A 24,303-nucleotide genomic window follows, 5' to 3' on the forward strand; every position below is an offset into this window, starting at 1 on the left:
GGCCTTTTTGTTTTCCGCTACCAGTGCCCGGCCGGCGTTTTGATGTAGTCGATGAAGGCGCGCAGCGGCGCGGGCACCAAGCGGCGCCCGGGATAGTAGAGAAACGGCCCGGAAAATTCCTGCCACCACGGCTCCAGCACGGGCTCCAGCGCGCCGCTCTCGAAATGCGGGCGCACCCAGTCCTCGAACAGCCAGAGAATGCCGACACCGGCAATCGCCGCGTCGACAGCGAGATCGACGCCTCCGCCAATGCTGACGAGCAATGGTCCGGTGGTGTCGACGCGCACCACCTCACCGTCCCGCTCGAACTCCCAGGGCGTCATGACCCCGCTCGGGAAGCGGCCGCGTATGCAGGCATGGCCAAGCAGGTCGCGCGGGTGCTGTGGCCGGCCGTGGCGATCAAGATAGGCTGGTGCTGCGGAGGTGGTGAAGCGCTGCGTGCGCGGTCCGATCGGCACGGCGATCATGTCCTGCTCCAGCCGCTCGTCATAGCGGATGCCGGCATCGCAGCCGGCCACCAGCAGATCGATAAAGTTCTCCTCGGCGATCACCTCCAGGCGAATGGCCGGATAGGCCGCCAGAAAACCCGGAACGATTCTTGGCAACACCAGCCGCGAGGCGCTTATCGGCACATTGAGCCGCAGGGTTCCGGCGGGCCGATCGCGAAAGCCGTTCACCACATCGAGCGCGGCTTCGACCTCCCCCAGTGCGGGGCCGAGCCGCGCCAGCAGACCGGCGCCAGCCTCGGTCAAAGCGACGCTACGCGTGGTGCGGTTGAAGAGCCGCACGCCAAGCTGTGTTTCCAGACGGCGGATGGCTTCACTGAGCGCGGAGGCGCTGCCCGCCGTGGCGCGGGCGCCTTCGCGAAAGCCGCCGGCGCGCGCCACGGCCATAAACGCCTGAAGATCGTTGAGATCAGCCGCCATTGTTCCTAATTCCGCACAAGCCGTACCGGTTATACCCGGTTATCGGGACAGCGGCCATGAGCTATCTCCCTCGTCGACAGCGAAGGAGACCACGATGTCCAGCGTAAACAAATCCGGCACCTATAAACTCGGCGACCGTTCGGTCCGCCGCCTCGGCTACGGCGCCATGCAGCTCGCAGGCAAGGGCGTGTTCGGTCCGCCGAAAGATCATGACGCGGCCATCGCCGTGCTGCGCGAAGCGGTAGCGCAAGGCGTGAACCATATCGACACCAGCGATTATTACGGGCCCTATGTCACCAACAGGCTGATCCGCGAGGCGCTTGCGCCCTACCCCGACGACCTCACCATCGTCACCAAGATCGGCGCCCGCCGTGGCGAAGACGCCTCCTGGCTGCCGGCCTTCACAGCCGACGAGCTCGAGCAGGCCGTGCACGACAATCTCCGCAATCTCGGTCTTGAGGTGATGGACGTCGTCAATCTGCGCATCATGTTCGGGGTGCATGGTCCGGCCGAAGGTTCCATCGAGGCGCAGGTCACCAAGCTTGCCGAGCTGCAGCGCAAAGGCCTGGTGCGCCATATCGGCTTGAGCAACGTCACCCGCGCGCAGATCGCGGAAGGCCGCAAGATCTGCGACATCGTCTGCGTGCAGAACCAGTACAATCTGGCGCACCGCGACGATGACGCGCTGATCCATGAGCTGGCTCGCGACGGCATCGCCTATGTGCCGTTCTTCCCGCTCGGTGGGTTCAGCCCGTTGCAATCGTCGACGCTGTCCGACGTGGCCGACCGGCTCGGCGCGACGCCGATGCAGGTGGCGCTGGCGTGGCTGCTGCAGCGTTCGCCCAATATCCTTTTGATACCGGGCACCTCTTCGGTCGCGCATCTGCGGGAGAATCTGGCAGCCGCGGAGTTGGAGCTGTCGGCTGATGTGTTGAACGAGCTGGATGGCGTGGCGAAAGCTGCGTAGGTCGGCGCAGCACCCCGCCCGCGCCTGCGGCGCGACCTCCCCATCGAGGGGAGGTAGGGCGCCGCGCTTTATGCTTGAACGCCAGTTTAGCATTCAGGATTACCGCACCGCAGGCATGCAGCGACGGCAGTTTGGCACGACGTTCTACCTCCCGTCGATGGGGAGGTCGGCGCGAAGCGCCGGGCGGGGTGAAGCGCCGACGCCAGCTAATTAATGCTCGCCGTATGCGCCGGCTCGGCCTGCCTGATGTCCGTCGTATAAGGCACCCGATAGCCATTCGCCGCCAGCCACTCGATCGCCGCTTTCGGCTCGTCGGTCTGGATGATCGTTGCGCCGCGGTCGACCCAGAAACCCCAGGCTTCGCGTGGCAGGCCGGCGGCGACGGCGAGTTCGTCGCCACGGCCGCCGGCGAGGAAGCCGCCCGGCTTGTGCACGATGGCGTAGGTGTCGGCCCAAAGGTGCCAATCGCCGCGAGCCGCTTCCGCGCGCATATGGTTGCTGAACAGCGGCCCGCCAGAGGCGGTCAGCGTCTCGGCGCCGTTGCGCCAGTTGATCAACTCGATGGCGCGCGGCGCGAACACCTTGTCGACCTCATCGGCGAAGGCGGCATCATGCACGGCGTCGTCGGCGAGGATCGGCATGAACTGGAAGCCGCCGCCTGCGCTTGCAAGCGCGGCACTGGCGGCATCGATGCGCTGCGGGTTCCAGAGGTTCTCCTTGACGATCACCTGGTCGGCCATGCCGAGGTCGCGCGCCTCCGCGACCATGCCCGGCAGGTCGGTCACCTCCAGCTTGTTGTCGAGGTTGATCAGGATCCTGTCCCTGGTCGTCAGCAGCATCTCGCGCAGCGTCGACACCGTCTCGTTGGTGACGGCGCCCGTGCCCTCGATGACCAGCCGGCAGTTCTTCAGCTCGGCCAGCGTGTAGTTCACGACCTCCCCCTTGCAGGTGGTGGTGCGGTCGAGCCAGCTGTCATGCATGATGACGAACTCGCCGTCCTTCGCGCGCCGGACATCGACCTCGATGATCTCGGCGCCGATCGCGATCGACCCTTCGACCGCGGCCAACGAGTTTTCGGCATAAAGCGTCTTGCCGGCCTGCATGCTGCCGGCGCGGTGCGCGGCGATCATCACATGATCGCGCCATTGGTTGGCGTGCTCGAAGCGATCGAGGATTTGGGCGGCGCGCGTCTCGCCGGCTAGACTTTGGTTAGGAATTGCACCAAGCGCGGCGGACAGAAAAAGCCTCAGCCAGAGTGTTCGCATCGGGGAATCGCTCCGTTCCGGTCGCGACCCGGTTAGGCGATGCCCATGACAGGGCGGTGAACGAAGCCGGCTAGCTGTTTCGTATCGAAGTCCGTCAAATACGCTTGGAAAGGCGCCGGAACCAGGCGAGCGCCGGCATTTCGACGAAGCGCCAGGTGAACCACGACGCGACGACGACGGCGATCAACATCGCGATCAAAGCCGCAAAACCGATCAAGGGCGAGCCGGCGCCGAAGCCGGTCGCATGCTCACCTCGCAGCATCAGGTCGCCAACGATGCCGAGCCCGAGCTTGCGTTCGATCAGGCCGCCGGCATTGATCAGGCGCGCCTGGACGAAGATGTGGACCATGTAGATCGAATAGGAGAGCGAACCGAGCAGCAGCATCGGCCGGCTGCGCAGCACGGCGCTGACCAAGCCGCCCTCATGTGCAAACAGGTAAAGCGCCAGCGCGAAGACGACCGGTGCCGCAATGCCAAGGTCGTTGGTGCCGGCAATGGAGACGAACAGCGCGATCCCCGTGATCGTCACAAGCTCCGCAATCGTCCAGGCGATGCGCCCTGTCCCGCCGCTAAGCGCTTGTCGCGCCTCTGCAATGGAATCGTGCTGAAACCAGGCGAGCAGCGCGCCGAGCGAGAAGCCGTAAAGGCAACGGATGAAGCCGAAGTCGAAGGACACGTCCATATGACGCGTCGAGACCGCGAGCAGGAAAAGCGGCGCCGTCACCGCGGCGGCGACGAACCATGTCCAGGCGCGCTGGCCAGCGGCGAAGACGACGGCGGCAAACAGCAGATAGGTGAAGAACTCGGCCGAAATGCTCCAGCTCGGCGCGTTCCAGCTCAGATGATCCTCGACGCCCATGCCCTGCAGGAGGAAGAGGTTGGCGATCAAGCTTTTCAGGTCGAAACCGGCGGTGAAGGGTGCGGGACCCGTTCCGTGCAGCGCCGGCAGGACGAGCCGCAGCGCCTCGAAGCCAGCGAAAGCGGCAAGCATCATAAGATGCAGCGGATAGATGCGGCCGAAGCGCACGAGCGCGAAACGCGCAAGATCGTCCGGCTCGTTCAGGCGGCCGCCATAGGCGCTGGCGATGACGAAACCGGAGAGCACGAAGAAGAAATCGACGAACAGATAGGAGCCGCCGACAAACGCGCTTTGCGAAATCATCGAGGTCGTCGGGAAGTGGAACAGCGCCACCAGCAGCGCGCAGATGCCGCGCCAGGAATCCAGCACCAGAAAGCGCTCGCCGGCCGCCGTGCCCACACGGGTCGCCGCTGGTGCGGGCGCAAGGTTGAGCAGAGCCGTCTCAGCCATAATGATACAGATCCTGTGTTGCCCTGGCACTCGCCGAGCGCCGCGCCGTTTCCGCAAGCTGTGACTGGCATGTTGCGTGCCGGTTCTGTAGTTGTGGCTGCCCCGATGCAAACCGAGGACCCGTAATGGCGAACCTAGAGATCGACCACGCGTTCACCGCCCGCTCCAAGACGGGCGCGTCGTTCGAGCCGACCTATGCCGGCGCGCTGTCGTTCATGCGGCGCAAATATACGAAGGACGTGAAGGGCGCGGACGCCGTGGTATGGGGCATTCCTTTCGACGCCGCCGTCACCAACCGGCCTGGCGCCCGCTTCGGGCCGCAGGCGATCCGTCGCGCCTCGGCGATCCTCGACAACGATCCGCAGTATCCGTTCTCGCGCGATCTGTTCGAGCATCTTTCGGTGGTCGACTACGGTGATTGCCTGCTGGACAGCGGCAATCACCACAAGACGCCCGGCACGATCGAGCGCGAGGCGGCCAAAATCCTGAAATCAGGCGCGTTCCTTTTGACGCTCGGCGGCGACCATTTCGTCACCTGGCCGCTGCTCAAGGCGCATGCCGCGATCCACGGGCCGCTGGCGATGGTGCAGTTCGACGCGCATCAGGACACCTGGCCGGATGACGGCAAGCGCATTGACCACGGCTCCTTCGTCGCCCGCGCGGTGAATGAAGGCATCATCGACCCCGACCGCTCGATCCAGATCGGCATCCGCACCCATGCGCCGGATACGTTCGGCATAAAAATCCTCTACGGCCATGAGGTCGAGGAAATGCGCGCCTCCGACATCGCCTATGCGATCGTCGACCGCACTGGCGGCAAGAAGACCTACCTCACCTTCGACATCGACTGCCTCGATCCGGCCTTCGCGCCAGGCACCGGCACGCCGGTGGCAGGTGGCCCGTCATCGGCCAAGATGCTGTCGACGCTGCGTCAACTCGGCCAGGTCGATGTCGTCGGCGCCGACATCGTCGAGGTTGCGCCGGCCTATGATCATGCCGATATAACGGCGATCGCCGGATCGATCATCGCCATGCACTATCTCGGCCTGTTGGCGGAACGAAAGGCACGGGCGGAAGAGTTGAACAACGGCAATCATGCCGCGCTAAATCATGCTCACGGCATATGACATTGGAATCGCAGGGAATTTGGTAAGCGATGAAACCGAAAATCTTCATTGACGGCGAACACGGAACGACGGGCCTGCAGATCAGGGCGCTGCTCGCGGACCGCGGCGACCTGGAGATCATCTCCATCCCGACCGAGCGCCGCAAGGAGACCGCCGCCCGCGCCGAATTCCTCAACGCGGCCGATGTCGCGATCCTTTGCCTGCCGGATGCGGCGGCGAAGGAAAGCGTGTCGCTGATCACGAACGACACGACCAAGGTGATCGACGCCTCGACCGCGCATCGCGTCGCCGAGGGCTGGGAATACGGCTTTGCCGAAATGGACAAGGACCAGGCGAAGAAGATCGCCAGCGCGAAGCGCATCGCCAATCCGGGCTGCTGGCCGCAAGGGCCGATCGCCACGCTGCGGCCGCTGGTCTCCGCCGGCCTGTTGCCGGCCGATTTTCCGGTCACCGTCAACGGCATTTCCGGCTATTCCGGCGGCGGGCGGCCGATGATCGAGGACTATGTCGGCAAGGGTGAGGACGCGCCCGAGTTCCTGCCCTACGGGCTGACGCTGCAGCACAAGCATGTGCCGGAGCTCCGCGCCTATGCGAAGCTGTCGCACGACCCGATCATGCAGCCGGCGGTGGGTAATTTCGCGCAGGGCATGATCACGGTGGTGCCGCTGCAGCTCCGCGGTCTCGACCGCGTGCCGACCGGCGCCGAACTCCACGCGGCGATCGCCGACCATTATGCGTCGATCGACGGCGGCGTGGTCGAGGTCGCGCCATATACCCACATGGAGCGGATCGCGGAGATCGATCCGGAGATCTATAACGGCACCAACCGGATGAAGGTCTATGTGTTCGCCAATGACGAGCGGGCCCAGGCATTGCTGATGGCCGTCTACGACAATCTCGGCAAGGGCGCGTCGGGCGCCGCTGTACAGAATCTCGACCTGATGCTCGGCATCAAGCACTGAGCGGCGATGCAGGCGTTTCCAGAGCGCTGGAAGGTCGGCGCTCCTGAGCTCATTGCCGGCCGTCAGCTTCTGACGTTTATCTCCGTCGGCAGCGGATAGGCGCCCTTGGTGCCACGCCAATGCGCGGTGGCGAAGCCGAGCAGGACCAGCGCGATCGCCTGATGCGTCAATGCCATGTGCAGCGGCACCTGCATCAGCAGCGTGCCGATGCCGATCGAGGCCTGGAGGACCACCAGCGCGAAGAGAAGCGTGGTGCGACGGGCATGGGTGGTGCCGGGCTGGCGCCGACACGTGGCGATCATATGCCAGAGCGCCACGAGAAAGACCGTATAGGCGCCCAGTCGGTGGACGAACTGCACCGTCTTCGGATTCTCAAAGAAGTTCAGCCAGGCGGGCTTCAGGAGAAGCAGATCGGAGGGGATCACCTTTCCGTCCATCAGCGGCCATGTGTTGTAGGAAAGACCGGCGTGAAGGCCAGCGACCAATCCGCCGAGATAGATCTGGATTAGCGTCAGGAACACGATGAAGCCGGCGAGCCGCTGTGTCGAGCGGTCGGCGGCAGGCTCCGAATGCGGCGCCAGGCCTCGCGCGACCGCCATCGTGGCGGTGAAGATCAGCGCGGCAAGCGTCAGATGCGTCGCCAGGCGGTACTGGCTGACCGAAACGCGGTCGACAAGGCCGGAAGCCACCATCCACCAGCCGATGGCGCCTTGCAGTCCGCCGAGCGCCAGGATGCCGATGAGCTTCAACCCAAGGCCGCGCTCGATGCGGCGCGTTGCCCAGAAGAACAGCAGCGGCAGGGCGAAGACCACGCCGACGCTGCGCGCCAGGATGCGGTGCGCCCACTCCCACCAGAAGATCGACTTGAAGTCCTCGAGGCTCATGCCCTTGTTGATCTCGGTATATTGCGGGATCTGCTGGTAGCGCTGGAACTCTTCCTGCCATTCGGCGTCGTTGAGCGGCGGGATGACGCCATGGATCGGCTGCCACTCGGTGATCGACAGGCCCGAGCCGGTGAGACGCGTGGAACCACCGACCAGAACCAGCGCGAACAGCACGAACACCACGACGTAGAGCCAGCCGCGCACCAAAGCGCGGTTATGGAGGTCTCGGTCGCGTGCGGCATAGGGGGCCGTGGCGGTGATTGCAGCCATGGACGTTTTCCGGCAGTTGAAACGCTGGAGTGGTGGACCAAGGCTCGCGCCGTGGCAAGGCTGGACAGCGCGGCACGCCGTCGCGCCGGGCCGCGGTGGTTGCGTGCGCACGCCATTCAGCCTAAGCGAGACGGGTCAACGAGACCGCGACATGCCCATTCGCCTGAAAAAGCTGATCGGAACCATCCTGCTTGTGGCGCTGGTCATCATCTATGCGCTGATCGCCTCCGCGGTCGCGGTCACCAGGCTCGCCGAATACGGGCCTACGGCGCATCTCCTGTTCTTCCTGCTCAGCGGCTTTCTCTGGGTTCTGCCGGCCATGGCCATCATCAAATGGCTGATCATCGAGCCGCGTCCGAAGGGTTGATCCTCGCTGACGCCAGCGGCGCCGGCTGGTCTAGATGGTCACCACCATCTTGCCGGCATTGGCGAGCGGCGTCGTGATGCCGGACAGCATCGTTTGGATATGCGCCACGCTCTGGTAGCGGCCGTTGACGGAGATGCGCGGCAGCGCGTGCAGGAAGCCGGCATGCTCGGCCCTCAGCACGCCGTGCCGCGTGGTCACCGCCGAGACGTAGCCCGCGTCGCGGGCGAAGCCCACTTCGCGGCAGCCGACAGCGCTGGCATAGCCGTAAGGGTAAGCGAAATGACGCGGCTCCTCGCCGAGCCTTTCTTCAAGGATACGGCGGACGTCGCCGATCTCATGGCGCGCATCGGCTTCGGACAGCCGCTTCAAATTTCGATGATTGACCGTGTGCGCGCCGATGGTCACCAGCGGGTGTGCGGCCACGGCACGGAGCTCATCCCAATTCATCAAGGTGCATGGGCGGCCTGTGCCGAATTCATAGCCGTTCGATCGGGCAAGCTCGCGCAATGCCGCACCCTGCTCCTCCTCGGGCACTTCCACGGTCAGCCAAGCGTTCAGCCGCGCGATGGCCTGGATCTTCCTGCCCCGTGTCGAGCAATCGATCGCCCTCGGCTTGCCCGCCATCGTCAGCGTCAGGCGCGAGCAGGTGTCGACGATGTCCTCGATGACGTCCCACCAGAGATCGACGGCGCCGTCGATCAGGCCGGGGGCGACATAGATGGTGATCGGCGCGCCGTGCTTTTCCAACACGGGAAGCGCCTCGGTCATGTTGTCGCGATATGCGTCGTCGGCGGTGATGGTGGCGAACTGGCCGCCTTTGCCACCCATCTTGATGCGCTCGATCGCTTCATCAAGGGAAACAAAGGCATAACCCCTTCCCTTCATGTCGGCGATGAGCCTGTCGAGGAAGGCGGGAGCGATGTTCAGATGCCGGTTGACGCCGTTCGGCTTCTCCGGCGTCGCGGTGACGCGGTGCAGCATCAGGATGGCGCCGATGCCGCCGACAAACGGCCGCGCCAGGGGCGCCAGACCGGAGTAGCGGGCAAGGTTCAACGCCAGTTTCCGGATTGCCTCGCCCCCGTCGATCATTCCTTCACCTTTTGCGCCTAGACTCATCCAAGCACGACATTCGCCTATGCGAACCCCCAAGTCGGAACCAATACGTCTTAAGGATTGAGGGATGGTTGACGCCGCCGCGTCATTTGACGGCAACCGGGTCGCGGCCAACGAGATTTCCGCGCGCTCCATGCGAGCCGATCAGGGTCGATGGGCCGCTACCGCAAGCGACGGCGCCGGCCTTGCCGATTACATCCAATTCTGCGCCTCGGCGCTGTTTGCGCCGGCGCAAAGCGCATCCTGGGTGAACAACTGGGCAGCCGCGACGGGCGCCGACATGGTTGTCGCGACGCTGACTTGTGATGCCCGCCCGGCGCTTTCGCTGGCGCTGGAAGTCGTGCGACGCGGCCCGTTCAAAATTGCCCGTTTCGCGGGCGGGCGTCACGCCAACGGCAATTTCGCCGCCGCTGATCCACGCTTTCTGCCCGCCATCGACGCTTCGGCGATCCGCTCAATGTTCAAGGCGATCGCGAGGATGCGCCCAGACATCGACCTAATCTCGCTGGAAAGGCTGCTGCCCAACCTCAATGGCGTCGTCAACCCGCTCGCAGCGCTGCCCAGCTTCCCCAGTCCGAACCTTGCGCTCGCTGTCGATCTCGACGGCGGGTTCGACGCGTTGCTGTCGCGCGCGAGCGGCAAGCGCAAGCGCAAGAAGCACCGCTCGCAGACGCGCAAGTTCGAAGCCGTCGGCGCCTTCCGGCGGATCGAAGCCCGCACCCGCGAGGACGTCGACAGGCTGCTCGACGCCTTCCTCGGTATGAAGGAAGCGCGTTTCGCCAAGATGGGCATCGCCAATGTCTTCGGCGACAGGCAGGTGCGCGACTTCTTCCGGGCGCTGTTTACCGATGCGCTGGCTGAGGAAAGGCCGTCCTTCCTGCTGCACGGCCTGGAGGTGGCGGGAAAGCTGCGCGCGGTGACCGGCTCCAGCCGCTGCGGCAAGCGGCTGATCTGCGAGTTCGGCGCCATCGCCGAGGACGATCTCGCCTTCACCAGCCCCGGCGACTTCCTGTTCTTCGACAACATCCAGGAAGCCTGCGAGCTCGGTTTCGACGTCTATGATTTCTCGGTCGGAGACGAGGCTTACAAGCGACTTTGGTGCGATATCGAGGTCCAGCATTTCGAGGTGCTCGCGCCACTGACGCTGAAGGGCCACGCGTTGGCCGCGGCGATGCGGCAAGGCGCGAGGGGGAAGGCCTTCATCAAGAACAACCCGACGATCTGGAGGCTGACCAAGATGCTGCGCCGCAAGGCTGCCGGACAGGCAGCACCCGCTCCGGCCGAGGACGACAGCTAGGCCCGGCGAGAGTCGCTAGCTACGCCGCCTGAACGATCTCGACCAATTCAACGTCGAACACCAGGTCCTTTCCGGCCAACGGATGATTGCCGTCGAGCTTGACGCTGGCGTCGTCGACGCCGATGACCGTCACTTGCATGGGACGTCCCTCACGGGTGCGGGCCTGTAATCGGGTGCCAACATCGACGTCGATGTTTGCCGGCACGGCGGCGCGGTCGACGGTTACGACCGCCTCGGGGCGATGAGGGCCATAGGCGGCGTCAGCGGGAACGGTGACGGTGCTTTTTGTGCCGACCTCCATGCCCTCGACATGGGTTTCGAGACCAGGAATTACCTGTCCTTCACCGAGTGTAAACTGCAGCGGTTCATTGCCGGAAGAATCGAATTGGGTGCCGTCCACCAGACGCCCAGTGTAGTTGATGCGTACGGTGTCGCCGTTCTTGGCCTGTGTCATAGCAGCCATCCTTTGGGAGTTTTGGGGGCCGGCCTAGGAATTTCGGTCCCGCTCTCGATCATCCACGCATCAGAATGCGCAGCGCGAAACATCGAAACTAGGAGCCTTGCCGCCAATGTAAAGTGCGGGAGCCGCCGAGAAATGAAGCGGCAACGCGGGACAGCCTTGTCGGCCTCCGGCCTTATGCAGCCGACCGGCGCCCGGGCAATGGATCTCCCGGCTCATGACCGACCGGCGTGACCAGCGTGACGTCGGGATAGCCGTTCTCGATCAGCTTCACCGCAGCCTGGGTCACCTGGTCGTCGGCTTCCAGCATCGACAGGAAGACTTCGGTGCCATCGCCGACCAGGCGGCTGATGCCTTGCGCGTCGGCCGGGCCGCATTCGACAACGACGAGATCGTAGGCCGTGGTCAGTGACTGCATGATGATGGGCAGCCGGTCGGCGGCGCGCATGGCGCGGACCGGGTCGGCGGTGCCGACCGGAATGACATGCGCATCCGAATAGAGATCGGGATGGATGACGTCGCTGAACTGCGCCTCGGAGGCTAGAAGATTGGTGATGCCGGGGAAGAGGCTCGAGTCCAGCATCGGCCGCGATGCCGCGCCCGACGCGGTTAGATCGAGCAAAAGCACACGCAGGCCGGCGTCGGAGACTTCGCGCGCCACCAGCACGGCGGACGCGGCCGCCTCGTCGCCTTCGGGCGACACGAAGATCGCGCGCGCCGCGCCCGAAGCGATCAGCTTCTCCGCCGCCTTGTCGACATCGATCTCGCCGAGCCGGGATTGGCGCGGCTCGGGCGCCGATCCGCGGGGTTCAGAAGGCCGGACAACGGACTCAGCGGGTCTGGCAGCGGGGGCATGAACCTCCACCGGCTCGCTCTCGGCCGGCCTTGGGAGTTCCGCTTCCGCGATGGAATGACCTGCCGAGGCTTCCTCGTAAGGAGCAAACGCACGACCTTCGTCATCGATCGCCGGTTCCGTGCGCGCGACAGGCATTGCCACCTGCTCGATATCGGTGAAGCGGGCGCCAGCGGCCGGACGCATGGCGCGGCCGGAGAACAACTCGCCAAGCAGCGTGCCGATCGCCATCAGCAGCAGAGAAGCGGCGGCGGCGGCCCCGGTGATCGGCCCGATCTTGGGGAAATAAGGCTGCGACGGCACCTGCGCCTGCGCGATCAGGCTTGCCGCGACCGGCGAGTATTTGCGGTCCTTGCGCGAGGCCGCCGCATTGTAACTTGCCATATAGGATTCAAGCTGTTGGCGCTGAACGTTCGCGTCGCGCTGCAAGGCATCCAACTGCACCTGCTGTTCGCCGGCGCGCGCCGAGGCGGCTTTCAGCGTGTTGACGTCCGCGACCAGCTGATCCTCGCGGGCCTTGGCCGTCTGCGCCTGCGCCGACAGGCCGCGAATGATCTTTTGCGCCTCGTTGCGAATCTGGCCGTCGAGGTCGGCAAGCTGCGATTTCAGCGCCCGAATGCGGGGATGGTTGTCGAGCAAGGTCGTCGAAAGGTCGGCAATGTTGGCCCGGAGTTCGACCTGCCGCTCGCGCAGGCGCTGAATCAGCTCGGAGGACAGCACTTCCGGCACGCTGTCTAGCGAACCGCCGTTCTGCAGCGCCCGGCGCACGCTCTCGGCACTCGCCTCGGCGGCGGCGCGGCTGGCGCGCACGCGCGACAGCTCGCTCGACAGCTCGGCAAGTTGCTGAGTCGGCAGCACCGCATTGTTGCCGCCCATCAGAAGGTCTGACTGGGCACGGAAGGCCGCGACCTTGGCCTCGGCGTCCTTCACGCGATTCTGCAGGTCGGCGATTTCCGGCGCCAGGAAGTCGGTGGCGGCTGCGTTCGATTCGAGCTTGGCGTCGCTCTTCGAGGCGATATAGGCGTTGGCGATGCCGTTGGCGACATCGGCGGCAAGCTTCGGATCCTTCGAGGCGAACTCGATCGCGATCGCGCGGGTCTTCTCGACGGCGTAGACATTGAGCTTGTCGTGCATGGCATTCAGCACGCGCTCTTCCGGCGGGATATCGAAGGGGTCGCTTTTCAAGCCGACGAGAACGAGGATGCGCCCGAGCGCCGACATCTTCAGCGTTTGGTCAAACTCCGGCAGCTTGTCCAGATTGAGCTTGGTCGCGACCTGCTTGAGGATATCGGGCGAGGAAATGATCTGGACCTGAGTCGCCACGCCCTGTTCGTCGAGAATCGGCTTGTCGTCATCGTTGGTGCCCGGCGGCCGGGTGTATTCCGATTCGCGCGAGCCGATCTCCAGCTTGGCTGTCGCCTTGTAGTAAGGCGTCGCGAGCCAGGCTAAAGCGAAGGCGAGCCCGGTGACCACAAGCGTGACGAGAACAATGCGCAGCCAGTTCCTCGCTAGGCTGGCGAACAGCTGTCTCAGGTCGACATCGACATCTGCGGCCGCGGACTGAACGGACATGCATCCTGCTCCGAACTTTGAGTCGAGGATGGACCGTAAACAACTATGGTAACTCACCCGTTAAGATCGAAACGAACACTTATTAGACAATCCTCAAAGAACATCCGGGGAAAGCAATAGAACAATTGGGCTTTTTACCGATCAGCACGCCGCCCGATCGCACTCCTTTACCGCGCATTAACCCTAACAGGATGATAACGGTCGCACTTTCCTGGGGTTGTGCCGCGGCTTGCGGCAAGAGCGATGAAGGTTCCTGGCCGGTCATGAAAAGCACTGCTTCCCTCTTTCGCGCTTTGCTTGCCCTGTCGCTGCTGACCGGCTGCTCGAGCTATCGCCCGACGCCCGCCGCCTTCCATGAAGTGCTCGACCAGCCCTACCGTCTCGGCGCAGGCGACCGGGTCCGTGTCACGGTGTTCGAGCAGGACGGGTTGACCAACACCTACAGCGTAGACCAGTCCGGCTACCTCTCCTTCCCGCTGGTCGGTGCCGTGCCGGCGCGCGGCCACACCGCGCAGCAGTTGGAAAAGGAGATCGCCGACAAATTGCGCCAGGGCTATCTGCGCGATCCCGACGTTTCGGTAGAGATCGACCGTTACCGGCCGATCTTCGTGATGGGCGAAGTGGGCGCTGCCGGCCAGTATTCCTATGTGCCGGGGCTCACCGTGCAAAAGGCGGTCGCCATTGCCGGCGGCTTCACGCCGCGCGCCAATCAGGAGAGCGTCGACATCACCCGCGACATCAACGGCAAGGTGATGACCGGACGGGTGCTTACATCCGATCCGCTCCTGCCCGGCGACACCGTCTACGTTCGCGAACGCCTGTTCTGAAAAGTCCGTCGTGACGGTGAACCTCAGGATCGTCCACTGCTTCCGCTCACCTGTCGGGGGAATCTTCCGGCATGTGCGCGACCTCACCGAGGCGCAGGTCGCCGCCGGCCATGCGGTGGGCATCGTCTGCGATTCGACAACCGGCGGCGACTACGAGGAGCGGCTCTTCGAAGCGATGAAGGACAGCCTCGCGCTCGGCATCCATCGCACGCCGATGCAGCGTCATGTCGGGCCGGGCGACCTCGCCTCGGCCTGGCGCACCTATCGAATCATCCAGGAATTGCGGCCGGACGTACTGCATGGGCATGGCGCCAAGGGTGGCGCCTATGCCCGGCTGTTCGGCTCACTGTTGCGGGTTTCAAGGTCTCGCGTGGCCCGCCTTTATTCGCCGCATGGCGGCTCCCTCCACTATGACGAAACGACGGCGACGGGAAAGCTGTTCTTCGGCCTGGAGCGCTTCATGGCGCGCTTCACCGATTGCCTGCTGTTCGTTTCCGACTATGAGCGGAAAACGTATCGGCGCAAGGTCGGCGAGCCGCCCATACCCAACCGGCTCGTCTATAACGGCCTGCGCGCCGCGGAATTCGAATCGGTGACGACGGCGATCAATGCCGCCGATTTCCTGTACATCGGCATGATGCGCGACCTGAAAGGTCCGGATATCTTCATCGATGCGCTGGCTTTGGCCGGCAGCGAGCCTGAACGCCCCTTGAGCGCCGTGATGGTTGGCGATGGCGACGACCTGCCGCGCTACCACGCTCAGGTCGAGCGGCTCGGCCTCGAGAACCGGGTTCGCTTCTTGCCTCCGATGCCGGCGAGGGAAGCTTTCGCCCTGGCTGAGCTGGTAGTGGTTCCGTCGCGCGCGGAGGCGATGCCCTATATCGTGCTCGAGGCCTTGGCCGCCGGCATGCCGATGATCGCGACCGCGGTCGGCGGCATTCCGGAAATCTTCGGCGATGGCTCCCCTGCCTTGATCCGGCCGGATCCCGTCGAGCTTGCCAGCAAAATCGGCATGGCGGTCAAAGACATGGATGCGTACCGCAAGGCGATGCCACAGGCCGACGAGCTGAAGGCGCGTTTCGGCTCCGACGTGATGGCAACCGAGATCGAGAAGGCCTATTTCGCGGCGCTGAGCAAGTAGGTCCGCAACCGCACAACAGCTTCAAAACCACGGGTTGTTTCAAGCCTTTCTTAGCTCTCTTTTGCTAAGCAATTGCGCGAAGCTCGCGGACAGTTCCCATGAATGAGATCGACCCCGCACGCCGCTTTTCCATGGATGCGGTGCGCAACTACGACGCCCCCGCCGAAAGCGAAAAGCCCGGCGGCATCAACGATGTGGCGCGCCAGGTCGCCTCGCAATACCGGCGCGATACCATGTCGCCGATCATGGTCAGCGGTGTGCTGCGCATGGTCGAGTTCGCGCTGCTGTTCCTGTCGGGGCTCGGCGTCTATTTCTACTATGTCGGCTTCTTCAATTATCTGGCCTGGCAATACCCGCTGGCGATCGCGTCGACATCGTTCCTGGCCGTGGTGCTGCTCGACGTCACCGACCGCTACCAGATCGCGGCGCTGATGCGCCCCCTCGCCAATTTCGGCCGGGTGCTGCTTGTCTGGGCCGGCAGCTTCGCGCTGATGGCGCTGACCGCCTTTGCCATCAAGGCCTCGGAAGACTATTCGCGCCTGCTGTTCGGCACCTGGTTCGTGGTCGGCTTTGTGCTGATCTTCGGCCTGAGGCTGGTGATGTCCAGCCTCATCCGGCGCTGGGCGCGCGATGGCCGCATGGAAGGCCGCGCCCTCATCGTCGGTGGCGGCAAGGCCGCCGAACAGCTGATCCGCTCGGTCGAGAAGCAGCCCTACAACGACATCCGCATCTGCGGCATCTTCGACGACCGCAACGACAAGCGTTCGCCGCCGATCGTCGCCGGCTATCCGAAGCTCGGCACGATCTCGGAGCTCATAGAATTCGCCCGCATCGCGCGCATCGACATGCTGATCGTTTCGCTGCCGCTGACCGCCGAATCGCGCGTACTGCAACTGCTCAAGAAACTCTGGGTGCTGCCGGTCGACATCCGGCTCTCGGCGCATTCCAACGCGCTGCAGTTCAGGCCCCGCGCCTACTCCTACATCGGCTCCGTGCCGATGCTCGACATCTTCGACAAGCCGATCAACGACTGGGACTCGGTCGCCAAGCGCGCCTTCGATATCGTCTTCTCGCTTGTCGGCATCATCCTCTTTTCGCCGGTAATGCTCGCCACGGCGATCGCCATCAAGCTCGACAGCAAAGGCCCGGTGCTGTTCAAGCAGAAGCGGCACGGCTTCAACAACGAGATCATCGAGGTCTACAAGTTCCGCTCGATGTTCACCGACAGGTCCGACCCGACCGCCAAGCAGACGGTGACCAAGAACGACCCGCGCGTCACCCGCGTCGGACGCTTCATCCGCAAGACCTCGATCGATGAACTGCCGCAGTTCTTCAACTCCCTGTTCGGCTCGCTGTCGCTGGTCGGGCCGCGCCCGCATGCCATCGCCGCGCAGTCGCACAACCTGCTCTACAACGAGGTGGTGGACGGCTATTTCGCCCGCCACAAGGTGAAGCCCGGCGTCACCGGCTGGGCGCAGATCAATGGCTGGCGCGGCGAGATGGACACCAACGAAAAGATCCGCATGCGCACCGAATACGACCTCTATTACATCGAGAACTGGTCGATGCTGTTCGATCTGCGCATCCTGTTCCTGACGCCGATCCGCCTGCTCAACACGGAAAACGCCTATTGAGCGCCGTCGCCCATGAGTTGCAGCCGCGGGCATTGCCGCCTTCGGCGGTCAACGCGAAGCTGATCTCGCTGATCGCGTCGGCCGCGATCGGCATCGGCATCCTGCTCTCCGGCTTCGTCATCAGCGAGCCCGCGCCCTACGAGATCTACATGGCCGGACTGATCGCGGTCTGGGCGCTGTTCGGCCTTCGAATCTCGCGCGCGATCGTTCCCTTGCTGGTGCTTCTGGTGGCGATGAACATTGGCGGCATGATCGCCATGACGCAGATGGCGGATCTCGCCAACACGCCGCTTTATCTCGCCGTCTCGCTGTTCCTGGCCTTCAGCGCGGTGTTCTTCGCCTCGGTGACCTCGGTCCAGCCTAGCCTCTACCGGCTGATCTTCATCGCCTATGTCGTGTCGGCGGTGGCGACGTCGCTGCTCGGCATCGCCGGCTATTTCCATGCCTTTCCCGGCGCTGAGGTGTTCACCAAATACGACCGCGCCGCCGGCGCCTTCCAGGACCCGAACGTGTTCGGGCCGTTCCTGGTGCTGCCTGGCACCTACCTGCTCTACCTGCTGCTCACCGGCCCGGTGTCGCGCATGCCGCTGCTTGCGATGCCGCTGCTCATCATCACCGCCGGCATCTTCTTTTCCTTCTCGCGCGGCGCCTGGGGCATGTTCGCGGTGTCGGCGGTGCTGCTCACGGCATGCCTGTTCCTGCAGAGCGCCAGCGGCAAGTTCCGGCTGCGGGTCGTGGTGATGACGATCGCCGCCGTGGCGCTGCTGGTCATCGCCTTCCTCATCATCCTGCAACTGCCCGGCGTGTCGGACATGTTCACCCAGCGCGCGCAGCTCGAGCAGAGCTACGATTCGGCGCGACTCGGCCGCTTCGCCCGCTACGCGATCGGCTTCCAGCTGGCTATCGAGCATCCGTTCGGCATCGGCCCTCTGGTCTTCGGCACGATCTATGGCGAGGACACGCACGACATCTGGCTGAAGACGCTGATGGATTACGGCTGGCTGGGCTTCGTCTCGTTCCTGACGCTGACCTTATGGACGATCGGCACCGGCTTCCGCATCCTTCTGCGCGACCGGCCATGGCAGCCCTACCTGCTCTGCGCCTATGTCGCCTATCTTGGCAATATAGGCCTCGGCACCTTCATCGACATCGACCACTGGCGCCATCTCTATCTGCTGCTCGGGCTGATCTGGGGCGCCATCGTGCTGGAGTACCGGCATCAGCGGGACTTGCGGCTGGGAGCTCCGCCAAGCAGCCGAACGAACCGACACGAAGCGGTCGCTCCCGGTCGATGAAAGCCTTGGGGCCAAGTCTCAGGTTAAAAATGGTCGGAGTGGCCGGATTCGAACCGACGACCCCTTGACCCCCAGTCAAAAATCTCCGGCTAACGTCGCCTCACAAGTCAAAACGTTCGTGCCTGTTGTATCCCTTTGGCTTTCCGGGAAAATCGGCCTATGTTAGGATGTGTTGATAACACAGGGTAACGGGCCATAACGGGCCAATTCTGTTACCCCGGTGTTACCCAGAGGGGGAAAGCAGAAATGGCGAAGGCACTGACGGGCGCAGCGCTCACCAAGCTGAAGGCAGACCCGAACAAGCGGCTGGAGATCCCGGACGCGGTATTGCCTGGCCTGTTCCTCATCGTGCAGCCGACGGGCCGGAAGGCTTGGGCGCTGCGCTACAGACATCGGGGCAAGCCCCGCAAACTGACACTCGGCAACTACCTGGCCGGCAGCGATGAGAAGAAGGCCGGGGAGGAGCTGAAAAAGGTCCGTCTCGATGCCAGTGGGACGCTCGAACGTATCCGCGCCGGCGCCGATCCAGCGGCCGAGAAGCAGGAGACTCGGAAAGCCGCGAGGGCCGAGGCTGAGGACCAATCGCTACTATTCAAAAACGTGGTGGTCGATTTCGTCGACAAATACCACCGGCACAAGAAGAAGAACCGCTATGCCGATTGGGTCGAAACCTTGTTTGCGAACCATGTGACGCCGAAGTGGGGCGACAAGCACATTTCGGAGATCACAGACGTCGATGTCCGCAATCTCATCAACAAGATCGACGCCGACGGCAAGCACGTGATGGCCAACCGGGTGTTCACCGCGTTGAGCACATTCTTCGATTGGTGCGCCAAGCCGAAGAACGGCATTCCCGTCACCAGTTCACCGATGGAGGGCATGGAAAAGTCCTACGACGAGACGCCGCGCGATCGTGTCCTGACCGACGATGAAATCCGATGGTTCTGGAAGGCCGCAACGAAGCACGGGCAACCGTTCGGCCATATGTTTAAGGTGCTGTTGTTGACTGGCCAGCGCCGCACAGAAGTTGCGGCCATGAGCACAAAGGAGATCGACGGCAGCGACTGGATTATTCCTGGCGCTCGAACGAAGAACGGGCGCGACAACGTGGTGCCGATCTCGACCGCCGTCAAAGACGTTCTTGACGATGTGAAGGCCATACGGACCAAGGCCGGCTACGTCTTCACCACCACAGGCGAGACCTACGCAACGGGTTGGTCGCGGGCAACGAAGGCGATCGCCAAGTCGATGCTGGAAATCGCCCAGGAAGAGACGCGCGATCCTGATTTCAAAATGGAGCACTGGACTCTGCATGACTTGCGCCGGACAGCCGCCAGCGGCATGGCGCGGCTGCGCATCAGGCCTCACGTTATCGAGGCGGTGCTCAACCATTCGAGCGGCATCATCCGCGGCATCGCGGCCATCTACAATCGCTACGACTATTACGAGGAGAAGCAGGCCGCGCTCGAAGCCTGGGGCCGATATGTCGACGAACTGGTGACCGGCAAGGCCGAGAGCAACGTCGTGCCGATGAAGGTTGCAGGACAATGACGATCGATTTCAACTATCAGCACGATTTCTCTGAGCAAGCCGAACGCGAGATCCTTTCGATGTTGAAAGCCCAGGGGTTTTCTATGCCTCACGACGATTGGCTCAGGGCTAAGCTGCATGACATCACCAATAGGTTTCACTGGGCGGCAGAGAGCCGAAAGAAGGACACTCACCAAGCTACGGTTGACGCATGGAGACGGACCCAGGACGCGGTAAGCACCACCATCCGATACTTGGACAGTCAGAGATTTGAGCTTTCCACAGCCACTGAAATTGTTGCAGGCCTTCCTGATAGCTGGGACGACGAGCAGCGGAATCCCATGACGGATGCGGAATTGGAAGCGGCTCTTGTTCCGGCCGAGTTTACGGTGGGCGAGGTCGAGATCGCAAAGCGGGTGCTTGAGCGTCTCCTTGCTAACGCGACCGATTTGGCTGGCGCGTTGGAAAATTGGCTGGATAGGCGGCCGGCGAAAAATGAGCAGCCTGAGATCGATGGGCTGATTCGCGGTCTTGCTCGCCTCTGGTGTGCGGCGTTCAAGGTGCCGATTGCGCGCATCAAGATATCCGAGAGCTCAGGCAGTCCCGCAGCGAGTTTCATAGAAGCTGGCGTGACGATGTTCCTGGGGAAAACACTTTCCCGCAAATCGATCGTGACCCACGTCATCGCCTACCGCGACGAAGAGAAGGCCAAACTCTCCTGATTTAAAAGCGACGATGAGCATCTAAATCGGCATCCCGGTTTGCTCATGAAATAATCGCGCAAAGAGGAATATTCTCTGGCGCGATTATGGCTATGTATAGGGGCCTAACGTTACCAACGTAAGGCCAACATACGATGTCAACCGAAGTCTATCTCACCGCGCCGCAAGTCCTGGCGCGCTACGGGATCAGCGACATGAGCCTGCATCGCTGGCTCAACAATCCCGCCCTTTCATTTCCCAAGCCGATGGTCATCAATCGGCGCCGATACTTCCTTGAAGCCGATCTCGTGGCTTGGGAGCGCGCTCGTGCCGCGAATGCCGCATGAGCGCGTCGTCTGAAACCTATCATCTTGGCCCAGATCCCGAAGGCGATTTCGCCAACAAAACTCGCGTGGCTGACGCAGCGCACGAGATTGCGGAAGAACTGCGCACCATGTTCAATCGCAGAAGCGACCACCTCGACGGCATCCTAAAACGCTGCGGTAGCTACGATCGCGGCCTCACCCTTGGAGAGGTCATTCTCTCGCTGCAAATGGCGCTGGCGATCTACCAGGTCGAGCTAATCAACGAACTGGCTGAAATGCACTACGAGCCCGGTGTTGAGAAGGACGAGTCATGACGATCAGCGCCTCATTCAAACGGTTCTGGCCGGCAGATCGTCTCGCTAGGCTCAGGGCGCTGCAGTCGGCCGCGACCAAGGCGGGATACCGCTTCCATGCCCGCAACGGTGGCGATCGGAGAGTCTTCCTCTCCCACATCATCTTCCGTAAGGGCGAGGCCTTCAACTCGTTCTGGAACATCGAAGAGGCTGAACGCTGGCTAAAGGAGGACACGCCATGAGCGACCTTCCCATCGGCGGCACCACTGGCCTCTGCCACGAAACCAGCGCTGCAATCGACGAGGCCGCGACTTGGCTGGCGCACACACCGCGCCGGCAGCGTGACCGCCCAGCGGTGCCCTTGCTGCGCGAGCGCTTCGGCCTCAGTGCGCCGGAAGCCTGCCAGGCGATCGCCGCCGCGGCCCGTATATTGGCGAGGGTCGAATGACCAAACAGCCCAAGCCGTGGTTCCGAAAGGAACTAGTCGAGATGTCGAAATATGATTGGCGCGACGCCGTGAACGCCGCGCCGAAATGGAAGCGCGAGACTATCCTCGGCCGTGTCGCCACAAAGATTGCCGACTTCTACAACCCCGAGCTTGGATATGCTTTCCCGTCGCTCGATCGACTGGCGGCAGAGCTCAATCTAACCCCTGAGAAGGTCAGCCCGGCGATATCGAAAATGAAGCGTGAGGGCGCCTTGGAAAAGGTCCACCGGCGCGACGTGCCGTCCGAAGTTGCGCCAAAGAAGGGTGAACGCGGGCTGTTCCTCAAGCTCAATTTCAGCTGGGCCGCCGACATGGCCGAGAGGGTATCGAAGCCCCAATTTGCCAAGGGCGAAGAAGCCGCTGCCCTCCGTGATGGTCGCCTCCGCAAGCAGTCTCGAAAATTACCGGTCACCGATAAGAACATCTTACCGGTCACCGATAACCAAGTTCCTTACGGTCACCGTAAAGTAGATACCTTAGAGGGAAACCTTAGGGATACCAAAGAGCGCTCTGAACAGGGAAAGCTTGGTGTCTACGCGCGCGAGGGAAAGGAACAGCCCAACAGCTACGCCTTAGCCAAAGGGAGGGCAGCGTGAGCGTGCAGATGAACTTACTCGATTGGAATCCGCCCTGCCAGGTAATCGCATTCCCGCTGGTCAGCCGGGTCGGTCGCATCCGGGAGGTCGCCACGAAGATGCTGGCGAAGTCGACGGATCGCCATGCTGAAAGCTATCGCGACCAAGTGACCACCGGCCTGCTCGGTCATCTCGGCCGGCTAGGCATTTCCGAATCTGAACAGGACGAGCAGCTCGGTGCCTTCTGGGCGGCGGTGCAAGCCGAGATTATCCGGCAGACCTATCAGGGCGGTCAGCAGCCGGGAGGCAGCGCGGCATGAGCGACCGGATCGAAGCTTTCCCTCAGCAGGATTCAGTGGTCGTCGAGGTCGATGACGATAGCGTGGCGATATCTCAAACGGACTCGCACGACGGCAGCGAGGATCGGATCGCCATATTCGGTAAGGCCAACGTCGACGCTCTGATCGAAGCGCTGAAGAAGGCGCGGGCGGTGATGGTTTGAACGCCTACCGCTCCGCCGCGACCTGGATCGAGACCGCCCTTGGGTGCTTTGCCGAGGCCGCCGAGCGCATGCCCGACGCCGCATTCCTAGCCGAGCATGCTGCCGCGCACGACGCGCCGCGGATCACCGGCCGGCGACCTGGTGGCGAGCGTGCTGGAGCGAGAATGGTGGCGCCGGTGGCCAGAGGGCCGCGACGAGTGACAGCGCGCGCGAGGGAACTACAGCCCCAGTGTCGAACCGGCCTTGAGCAATCTGATCGACCGGTCAGACTCTATCGCTTGGACCAACTCGGCCGCAGCCTTGATCACACGAGCGGCCCTTTCGTCGATTTGATCGAGCCGTTTGATCACCCGATCGCGCAAAAGCAAAAGGCGCGCGGCTCGGTGAAGAGCGGCCCGCCTTTCGCCGTCCTGGTCCAATGGCGCAAAACGCATAAAACGCTGTACTCAAAACGCTGTAGTCCAATGGCGCTTACAGTGGCTCAAAGCCGTCGCCACATCCAGTTCACCATCCGGCGAGAACGCCTCCACCCTTTGGCGTACGTTGGCGTCACCTTCACCGGTTTTGCGCCGACACTCTCGCCGGCATCGTGGGGTGGCTGTCATGATCACCGCGAGGCAGTGGGGCAAGCGCTGGCTTGGTTCAACCGGCGCTGTGATCTTCGTTGAGGCGATCGATCTCCCGGTATGCGGCATCGACCAGGCCTCGCATCCTGCTGCGGAGTGCCATGTTTTCGGCCAGAATTTTCTCAGACCGCTGAATTGCCAGTTCGGTTTCGCGGATGCGCTCCTCTGCATCTTCGAAGCCTGTGTGCTGCATCATCGGGCAGAACTCCACGGTGAAGTCTCAGGCGGAAAAATCAACTTGCGGCTGCGTGGGTTCCGTCACATCCGGCAACAGGCTGAAAGGCAGCGTGTTTCAATGCGCGGTCGGCGCGATCTTCAGCAGCCGACGCCGGGCTGCTTTTGCACGCGCTTGCCCGTTTCGTATCCGGCTGCAGAGTGCAAGGCTGACCGCAAGCCCGTGGTCCTCGTCCAGCAAGGCCGTCGCTTGCTTCAGCGAGTGCTCGGCTCGCTTTTCGCGTTGCCTTGCGACTGCCATTTCCAGAACCCTAAGTTCAATCATTGCGCGGCACCCTTTCGGTTTGCCGTTCAATCGGCGCAGGCATTTTTTGTTCCTACGACAGAACGGCCGCGGTCATGACCGAGCGCGCCGCTATCCTGGCCGAACTCGCATCGATCGCCGCCGCGGTCGAGCGGCTCGCCGGACTGCTCACTGTGGAAGAGCCGTCGCCGGACCCGCCTATCGGCCATGCTGACGATGGTGGTCGTGTGGAACCGCCTCGCAAGTTTGACGGGCATGACATGGTGACGCCGCACATCGCCCAGCTGCGCACCGGTATTCCGCAGAACACGATCCGCAAGTGGTGTCAGGCTGAGGGCATCGGTGAGAAGCGTGGCGCCGGCTGGGTCGTCTCCATGCAGGAACTGCACACCCGGGTTCATCGCCGACGCAAAGCCGCCTAAGCGCGCTGTCACGTTTTTCTTGCGCCTATCACGTTCTGTCACGTTTTTCGGTGCCGGCCCCTATAGGCCTATCACGTTTTCGACCGCACCTTCG

General features: G+C 63.1%; 28 protein-coding genes. 21 read left to right on the forward strand and 7 right to left on the reverse strand.

The window, feature by feature from the left end:
- Positions 1–17 precede the first annotated feature (17 nt).
- Complete coding sequence (locus EJ072_RS32255; protein WP_126082864.1) at positions 18–926, reverse strand: LysR family transcriptional regulator; 909 nt, start codon at positions 924–926, stop codon at positions 18–20.
- A gap of 94 nt (positions 927–1,020) precedes the next feature.
- On the opposite strand from EJ072_RS32255, the gene EJ072_RS32260 reads away from it, so the two are divergent.
- Positions 1,021–1,893: an aldo/keto reductase family oxidoreductase gene (locus EJ072_RS32260; RefSeq protein ID WP_126082865.1), complete on the forward strand. Its 873-nt coding sequence runs from the start codon at positions 1,021–1,023 to the stop codon at positions 1,891–1,893.
- Between the two features lie 206 nt (positions 1,894–2,099).
- Here the strand turns inward: EJ072_RS32260 and EJ072_RS32265 are convergent, their stop codons facing one another.
- Positions 2,100–3,158, reverse strand: a complete 1,059-nt coding sequence (locus EJ072_RS32265; RefSeq protein ID WP_126082866.1) for a glycerophosphodiester phosphodiesterase family protein — start codon at positions 3,156–3,158, stop codon at positions 2,100–2,102.
- A 94-nt stretch (positions 3,159–3,252) separates the two neighbouring features.
- The gene (locus EJ072_RS32270) at positions 3,253–4,467 is read right to left on the reverse strand and encodes an acyltransferase (RefSeq protein WP_126082867.1); all 1,215 of its coding nucleotides are present in this window, start codon (positions 4,465–4,467) and stop codon (positions 3,253–3,255) included.
- A gap of 125 nt (positions 4,468–4,592) precedes the next feature.
- Between EJ072_RS32270 and speB the strand changes: the two genes are divergently transcribed.
- On the forward strand, positions 4,593–5,594 hold the full coding sequence (gene speB / locus EJ072_RS32275; protein ID WP_126082868.1) for an agmatinase: 1,002 nt from the start codon (positions 4,593–4,595) through the stop codon (positions 5,592–5,594).
- Between the two features lie 29 nt (positions 5,595–5,623).
- Positions 5,624–6,556, forward strand: a complete 933-nt coding sequence (gene argC, locus EJ072_RS32280; RefSeq protein WP_126082869.1) for an N-acetyl-gamma-glutamyl-phosphate reductase — start codon at positions 5,624–5,626, stop codon at positions 6,554–6,556.
- A 62-nt stretch (positions 6,557–6,618) separates the two neighbouring features.
- Here the strand turns inward: argC and EJ072_RS32285 are convergent, their stop codons facing one another.
- Positions 6,619–7,710 (reverse strand): COX15/CtaA family protein, encoded by a 1,092-nt coding sequence (locus tag EJ072_RS32285; RefSeq protein ID WP_126082870.1) that lies wholly within the window; start codon positions 7,708–7,710, stop codon positions 6,619–6,621.
- A 151-nt stretch (positions 7,711–7,861) separates the two neighbouring features.
- On the opposite strand from EJ072_RS32285, the gene EJ072_RS32290 reads away from it, so the two are divergent.
- The gene (locus EJ072_RS32290) at positions 7,862–8,077 is read left to right on the forward strand and encodes a DUF2842 domain-containing protein (protein WP_042643947.1); all 216 of its coding nucleotides are present in this window, start codon (positions 7,862–7,864) and stop codon (positions 8,075–8,077) included.
- Positions 8,078–8,107: 30 nt separating this feature from the next.
- On the opposite strand, the gene EJ072_RS32295 is transcribed toward EJ072_RS32290, so the two are convergent.
- Positions 8,108–9,166 carry a polysaccharide deacetylase family protein gene (locus EJ072_RS32295; protein WP_126082871.1) on the reverse strand — a complete coding sequence of 353 codons (1,059 nt, stop codon included), beginning with the start codon at positions 9,164–9,166 and terminating at the stop codon, positions 8,108–8,110.
- Between the two features lie 91 nt (positions 9,167–9,257).
- On the opposite strand from EJ072_RS32295, the gene EJ072_RS32300 reads away from it, so the two are divergent.
- A complete protein-coding gene (locus EJ072_RS32300; protein WP_126082872.1) occupies positions 9,258–10,487 on the forward strand; it encodes a GNAT family N-acetyltransferase in 1,230 nt (409 codons plus the stop codon).
- A gap of 19 nt (positions 10,488–10,506) precedes the next feature.
- On the opposite strand, the gene EJ072_RS32305 is transcribed toward EJ072_RS32300, so the two are convergent.
- Together EJ072_RS32305 and EJ072_RS32310 are read right to left on the reverse strand one after the other, a co-directional pair.
- A complete protein-coding gene (locus tag EJ072_RS32305) occupies positions 10,507–10,941 on the reverse strand; it encodes a peptidylprolyl isomerase (protein WP_126082873.1) in 435 nt (144 codons plus the stop codon).
- Between the two features lie 181 nt (positions 10,942–11,122).
- Positions 11,123–13,372: an exopolysaccharide transport family protein gene (locus EJ072_RS32310; protein ID WP_126082874.1), complete on the reverse strand. Its 2,250-nt coding sequence runs from the start codon at positions 13,370–13,372 to the stop codon at positions 11,123–11,125.
- A gap of 263 nt (positions 13,373–13,635) precedes the next feature.
- On the opposite strand from EJ072_RS32310, the gene EJ072_RS32315 reads away from it, so the two are divergent.
- The 16 genes from EJ072_RS32315 (at position 13,636) to EJ072_RS32395 (ending at position 24,209) form a co-directional block, all read left to right on the forward strand.
- A complete protein-coding gene (locus tag EJ072_RS32315; protein WP_040983193.1) occupies positions 13,636–14,199 on the forward strand; it encodes a polysaccharide biosynthesis/export family protein in 564 nt (187 codons plus the stop codon).
- Between the two features lie 10 nt (positions 14,200–14,209).
- A complete protein-coding gene (locus tag EJ072_RS32320) occupies positions 14,210–15,340 on the forward strand; it encodes a glycosyltransferase (protein ID WP_126082875.1) in 1,131 nt (376 codons plus the stop codon).
- Between the two features lie 98 nt (positions 15,341–15,438).
- Positions 15,439–16,974: an undecaprenyl-phosphate glucose phosphotransferase gene (locus tag EJ072_RS32325; RefSeq protein ID WP_126082876.1), complete on the forward strand. Its 1,536-nt coding sequence runs from the start codon at positions 15,439–15,441 to the stop codon at positions 16,972–16,974.
- The gene (locus tag EJ072_RS32330; RefSeq protein ID WP_126082877.1) at positions 16,971–18,269 is read left to right on the forward strand and encodes an O-antigen ligase family protein; all 1,299 of its coding nucleotides are present in this window, start codon (positions 16,971–16,973) and stop codon (positions 18,267–18,269) included. The genes EJ072_RS32325 and EJ072_RS32330 overlap by 4 nt, the downstream gene beginning before the upstream one ends.
- A gap of 246 nt (positions 18,270–18,515) precedes the next feature.
- Complete coding sequence (locus EJ072_RS32335) at positions 18,516–19,820, forward strand: site-specific integrase (protein WP_126082878.1); 1,305 nt, start codon at positions 18,516–18,518, stop codon at positions 19,818–19,820.
- A complete protein-coding gene (locus tag EJ072_RS32340) occupies positions 19,817–20,521 on the forward strand; it encodes a hypothetical protein (RefSeq protein ID WP_126082879.1) in 705 nt (234 codons plus the stop codon). Before EJ072_RS32335 ends, EJ072_RS32340 begins: the two co-directional genes overlap by 4 nt.
- A 134-nt stretch (positions 20,522–20,655) precedes the next feature.
- Entirely contained in the window at positions 20,656–20,847 is a 192-nt protein-coding gene (locus tag EJ072_RS32345) for a DNA-binding protein (RefSeq protein ID WP_126082880.1), read from the forward strand.
- Positions 20,844–21,140, forward strand: a complete 297-nt coding sequence (locus EJ072_RS32350; protein ID WP_126082881.1) for a hypothetical protein — start codon at positions 20,844–20,846, stop codon at positions 21,138–21,140. The genes EJ072_RS32345 and EJ072_RS32350 overlap by 4 nt, the downstream gene beginning before the upstream one ends.
- The gene (locus EJ072_RS32355) at positions 21,137–21,361 is read left to right on the forward strand and encodes a hypothetical protein (protein WP_126082882.1); all 225 of its coding nucleotides are present in this window, start codon (positions 21,137–21,139) and stop codon (positions 21,359–21,361) included. The genes EJ072_RS32350 and EJ072_RS32355 overlap by 4 nt, the downstream gene beginning before the upstream one ends.
- A complete protein-coding gene (locus EJ072_RS32360) occupies positions 21,358–21,567 on the forward strand; it encodes a hypothetical protein (protein ID WP_126082883.1) in 210 nt (69 codons plus the stop codon). The genes EJ072_RS32355 and EJ072_RS32360 overlap by 4 nt, the downstream gene beginning before the upstream one ends.
- Positions 21,564–22,202 (forward strand): hypothetical protein, encoded by a 639-nt coding sequence (locus EJ072_RS32365; RefSeq protein WP_126082884.1) that lies wholly within the window; start codon positions 21,564–21,566, stop codon positions 22,200–22,202. Before EJ072_RS32360 ends, EJ072_RS32365 begins: the two co-directional genes overlap by 4 nt.
- On the forward strand, positions 22,199–22,501 hold the full coding sequence (locus EJ072_RS32370) for a DUF6074 family protein (protein WP_245467067.1): 303 nt from the start codon (positions 22,199–22,201) through the stop codon (positions 22,499–22,501). Before EJ072_RS32365 ends, EJ072_RS32370 begins: the two co-directional genes overlap by 4 nt.
- On the forward strand, positions 22,498–22,683 hold the full coding sequence (locus EJ072_RS32375; RefSeq protein WP_126082885.1) for a hypothetical protein: 186 nt from the start codon (positions 22,498–22,500) through the stop codon (positions 22,681–22,683). The genes EJ072_RS32370 and EJ072_RS32375 overlap by 4 nt, the downstream gene beginning before the upstream one ends.
- 278 nt (positions 22,684–22,961) lie before the next feature.
- The gene (locus EJ072_RS32380; protein WP_126082886.1) at positions 22,962–23,351 is read left to right on the forward strand and encodes a hypothetical protein; all 390 of its coding nucleotides are present in this window, start codon (positions 22,962–22,964) and stop codon (positions 23,349–23,351) included.
- Positions 23,287–23,886, forward strand: a complete 600-nt coding sequence (locus EJ072_RS36220; RefSeq protein WP_189343144.1) for a hypothetical protein — start codon at positions 23,287–23,289, stop codon at positions 23,884–23,886. Before EJ072_RS32380 ends, EJ072_RS36220 begins: the two co-directional genes overlap by 65 nt.
- Positions 23,883–24,209 carry a hypothetical protein gene (locus tag EJ072_RS32395; RefSeq protein WP_126082888.1) on the forward strand — a complete coding sequence of 109 codons (327 nt, stop codon included), beginning with the start codon at positions 23,883–23,885 and terminating at the stop codon, positions 24,207–24,209. The genes EJ072_RS36220 and EJ072_RS32395 overlap by 4 nt, the downstream gene beginning before the upstream one ends.
- Positions 24,210–24,303: the final 94 nt, after the last annotated feature.

Source organism: Mesorhizobium sp. M2A.F.Ca.ET.046.03.2.1 (assembly GCF_003952425.1).
Lineage (GTDB): Bacteria > Pseudomonadota > Alphaproteobacteria > Rhizobiales > Rhizobiaceae > Mesorhizobium.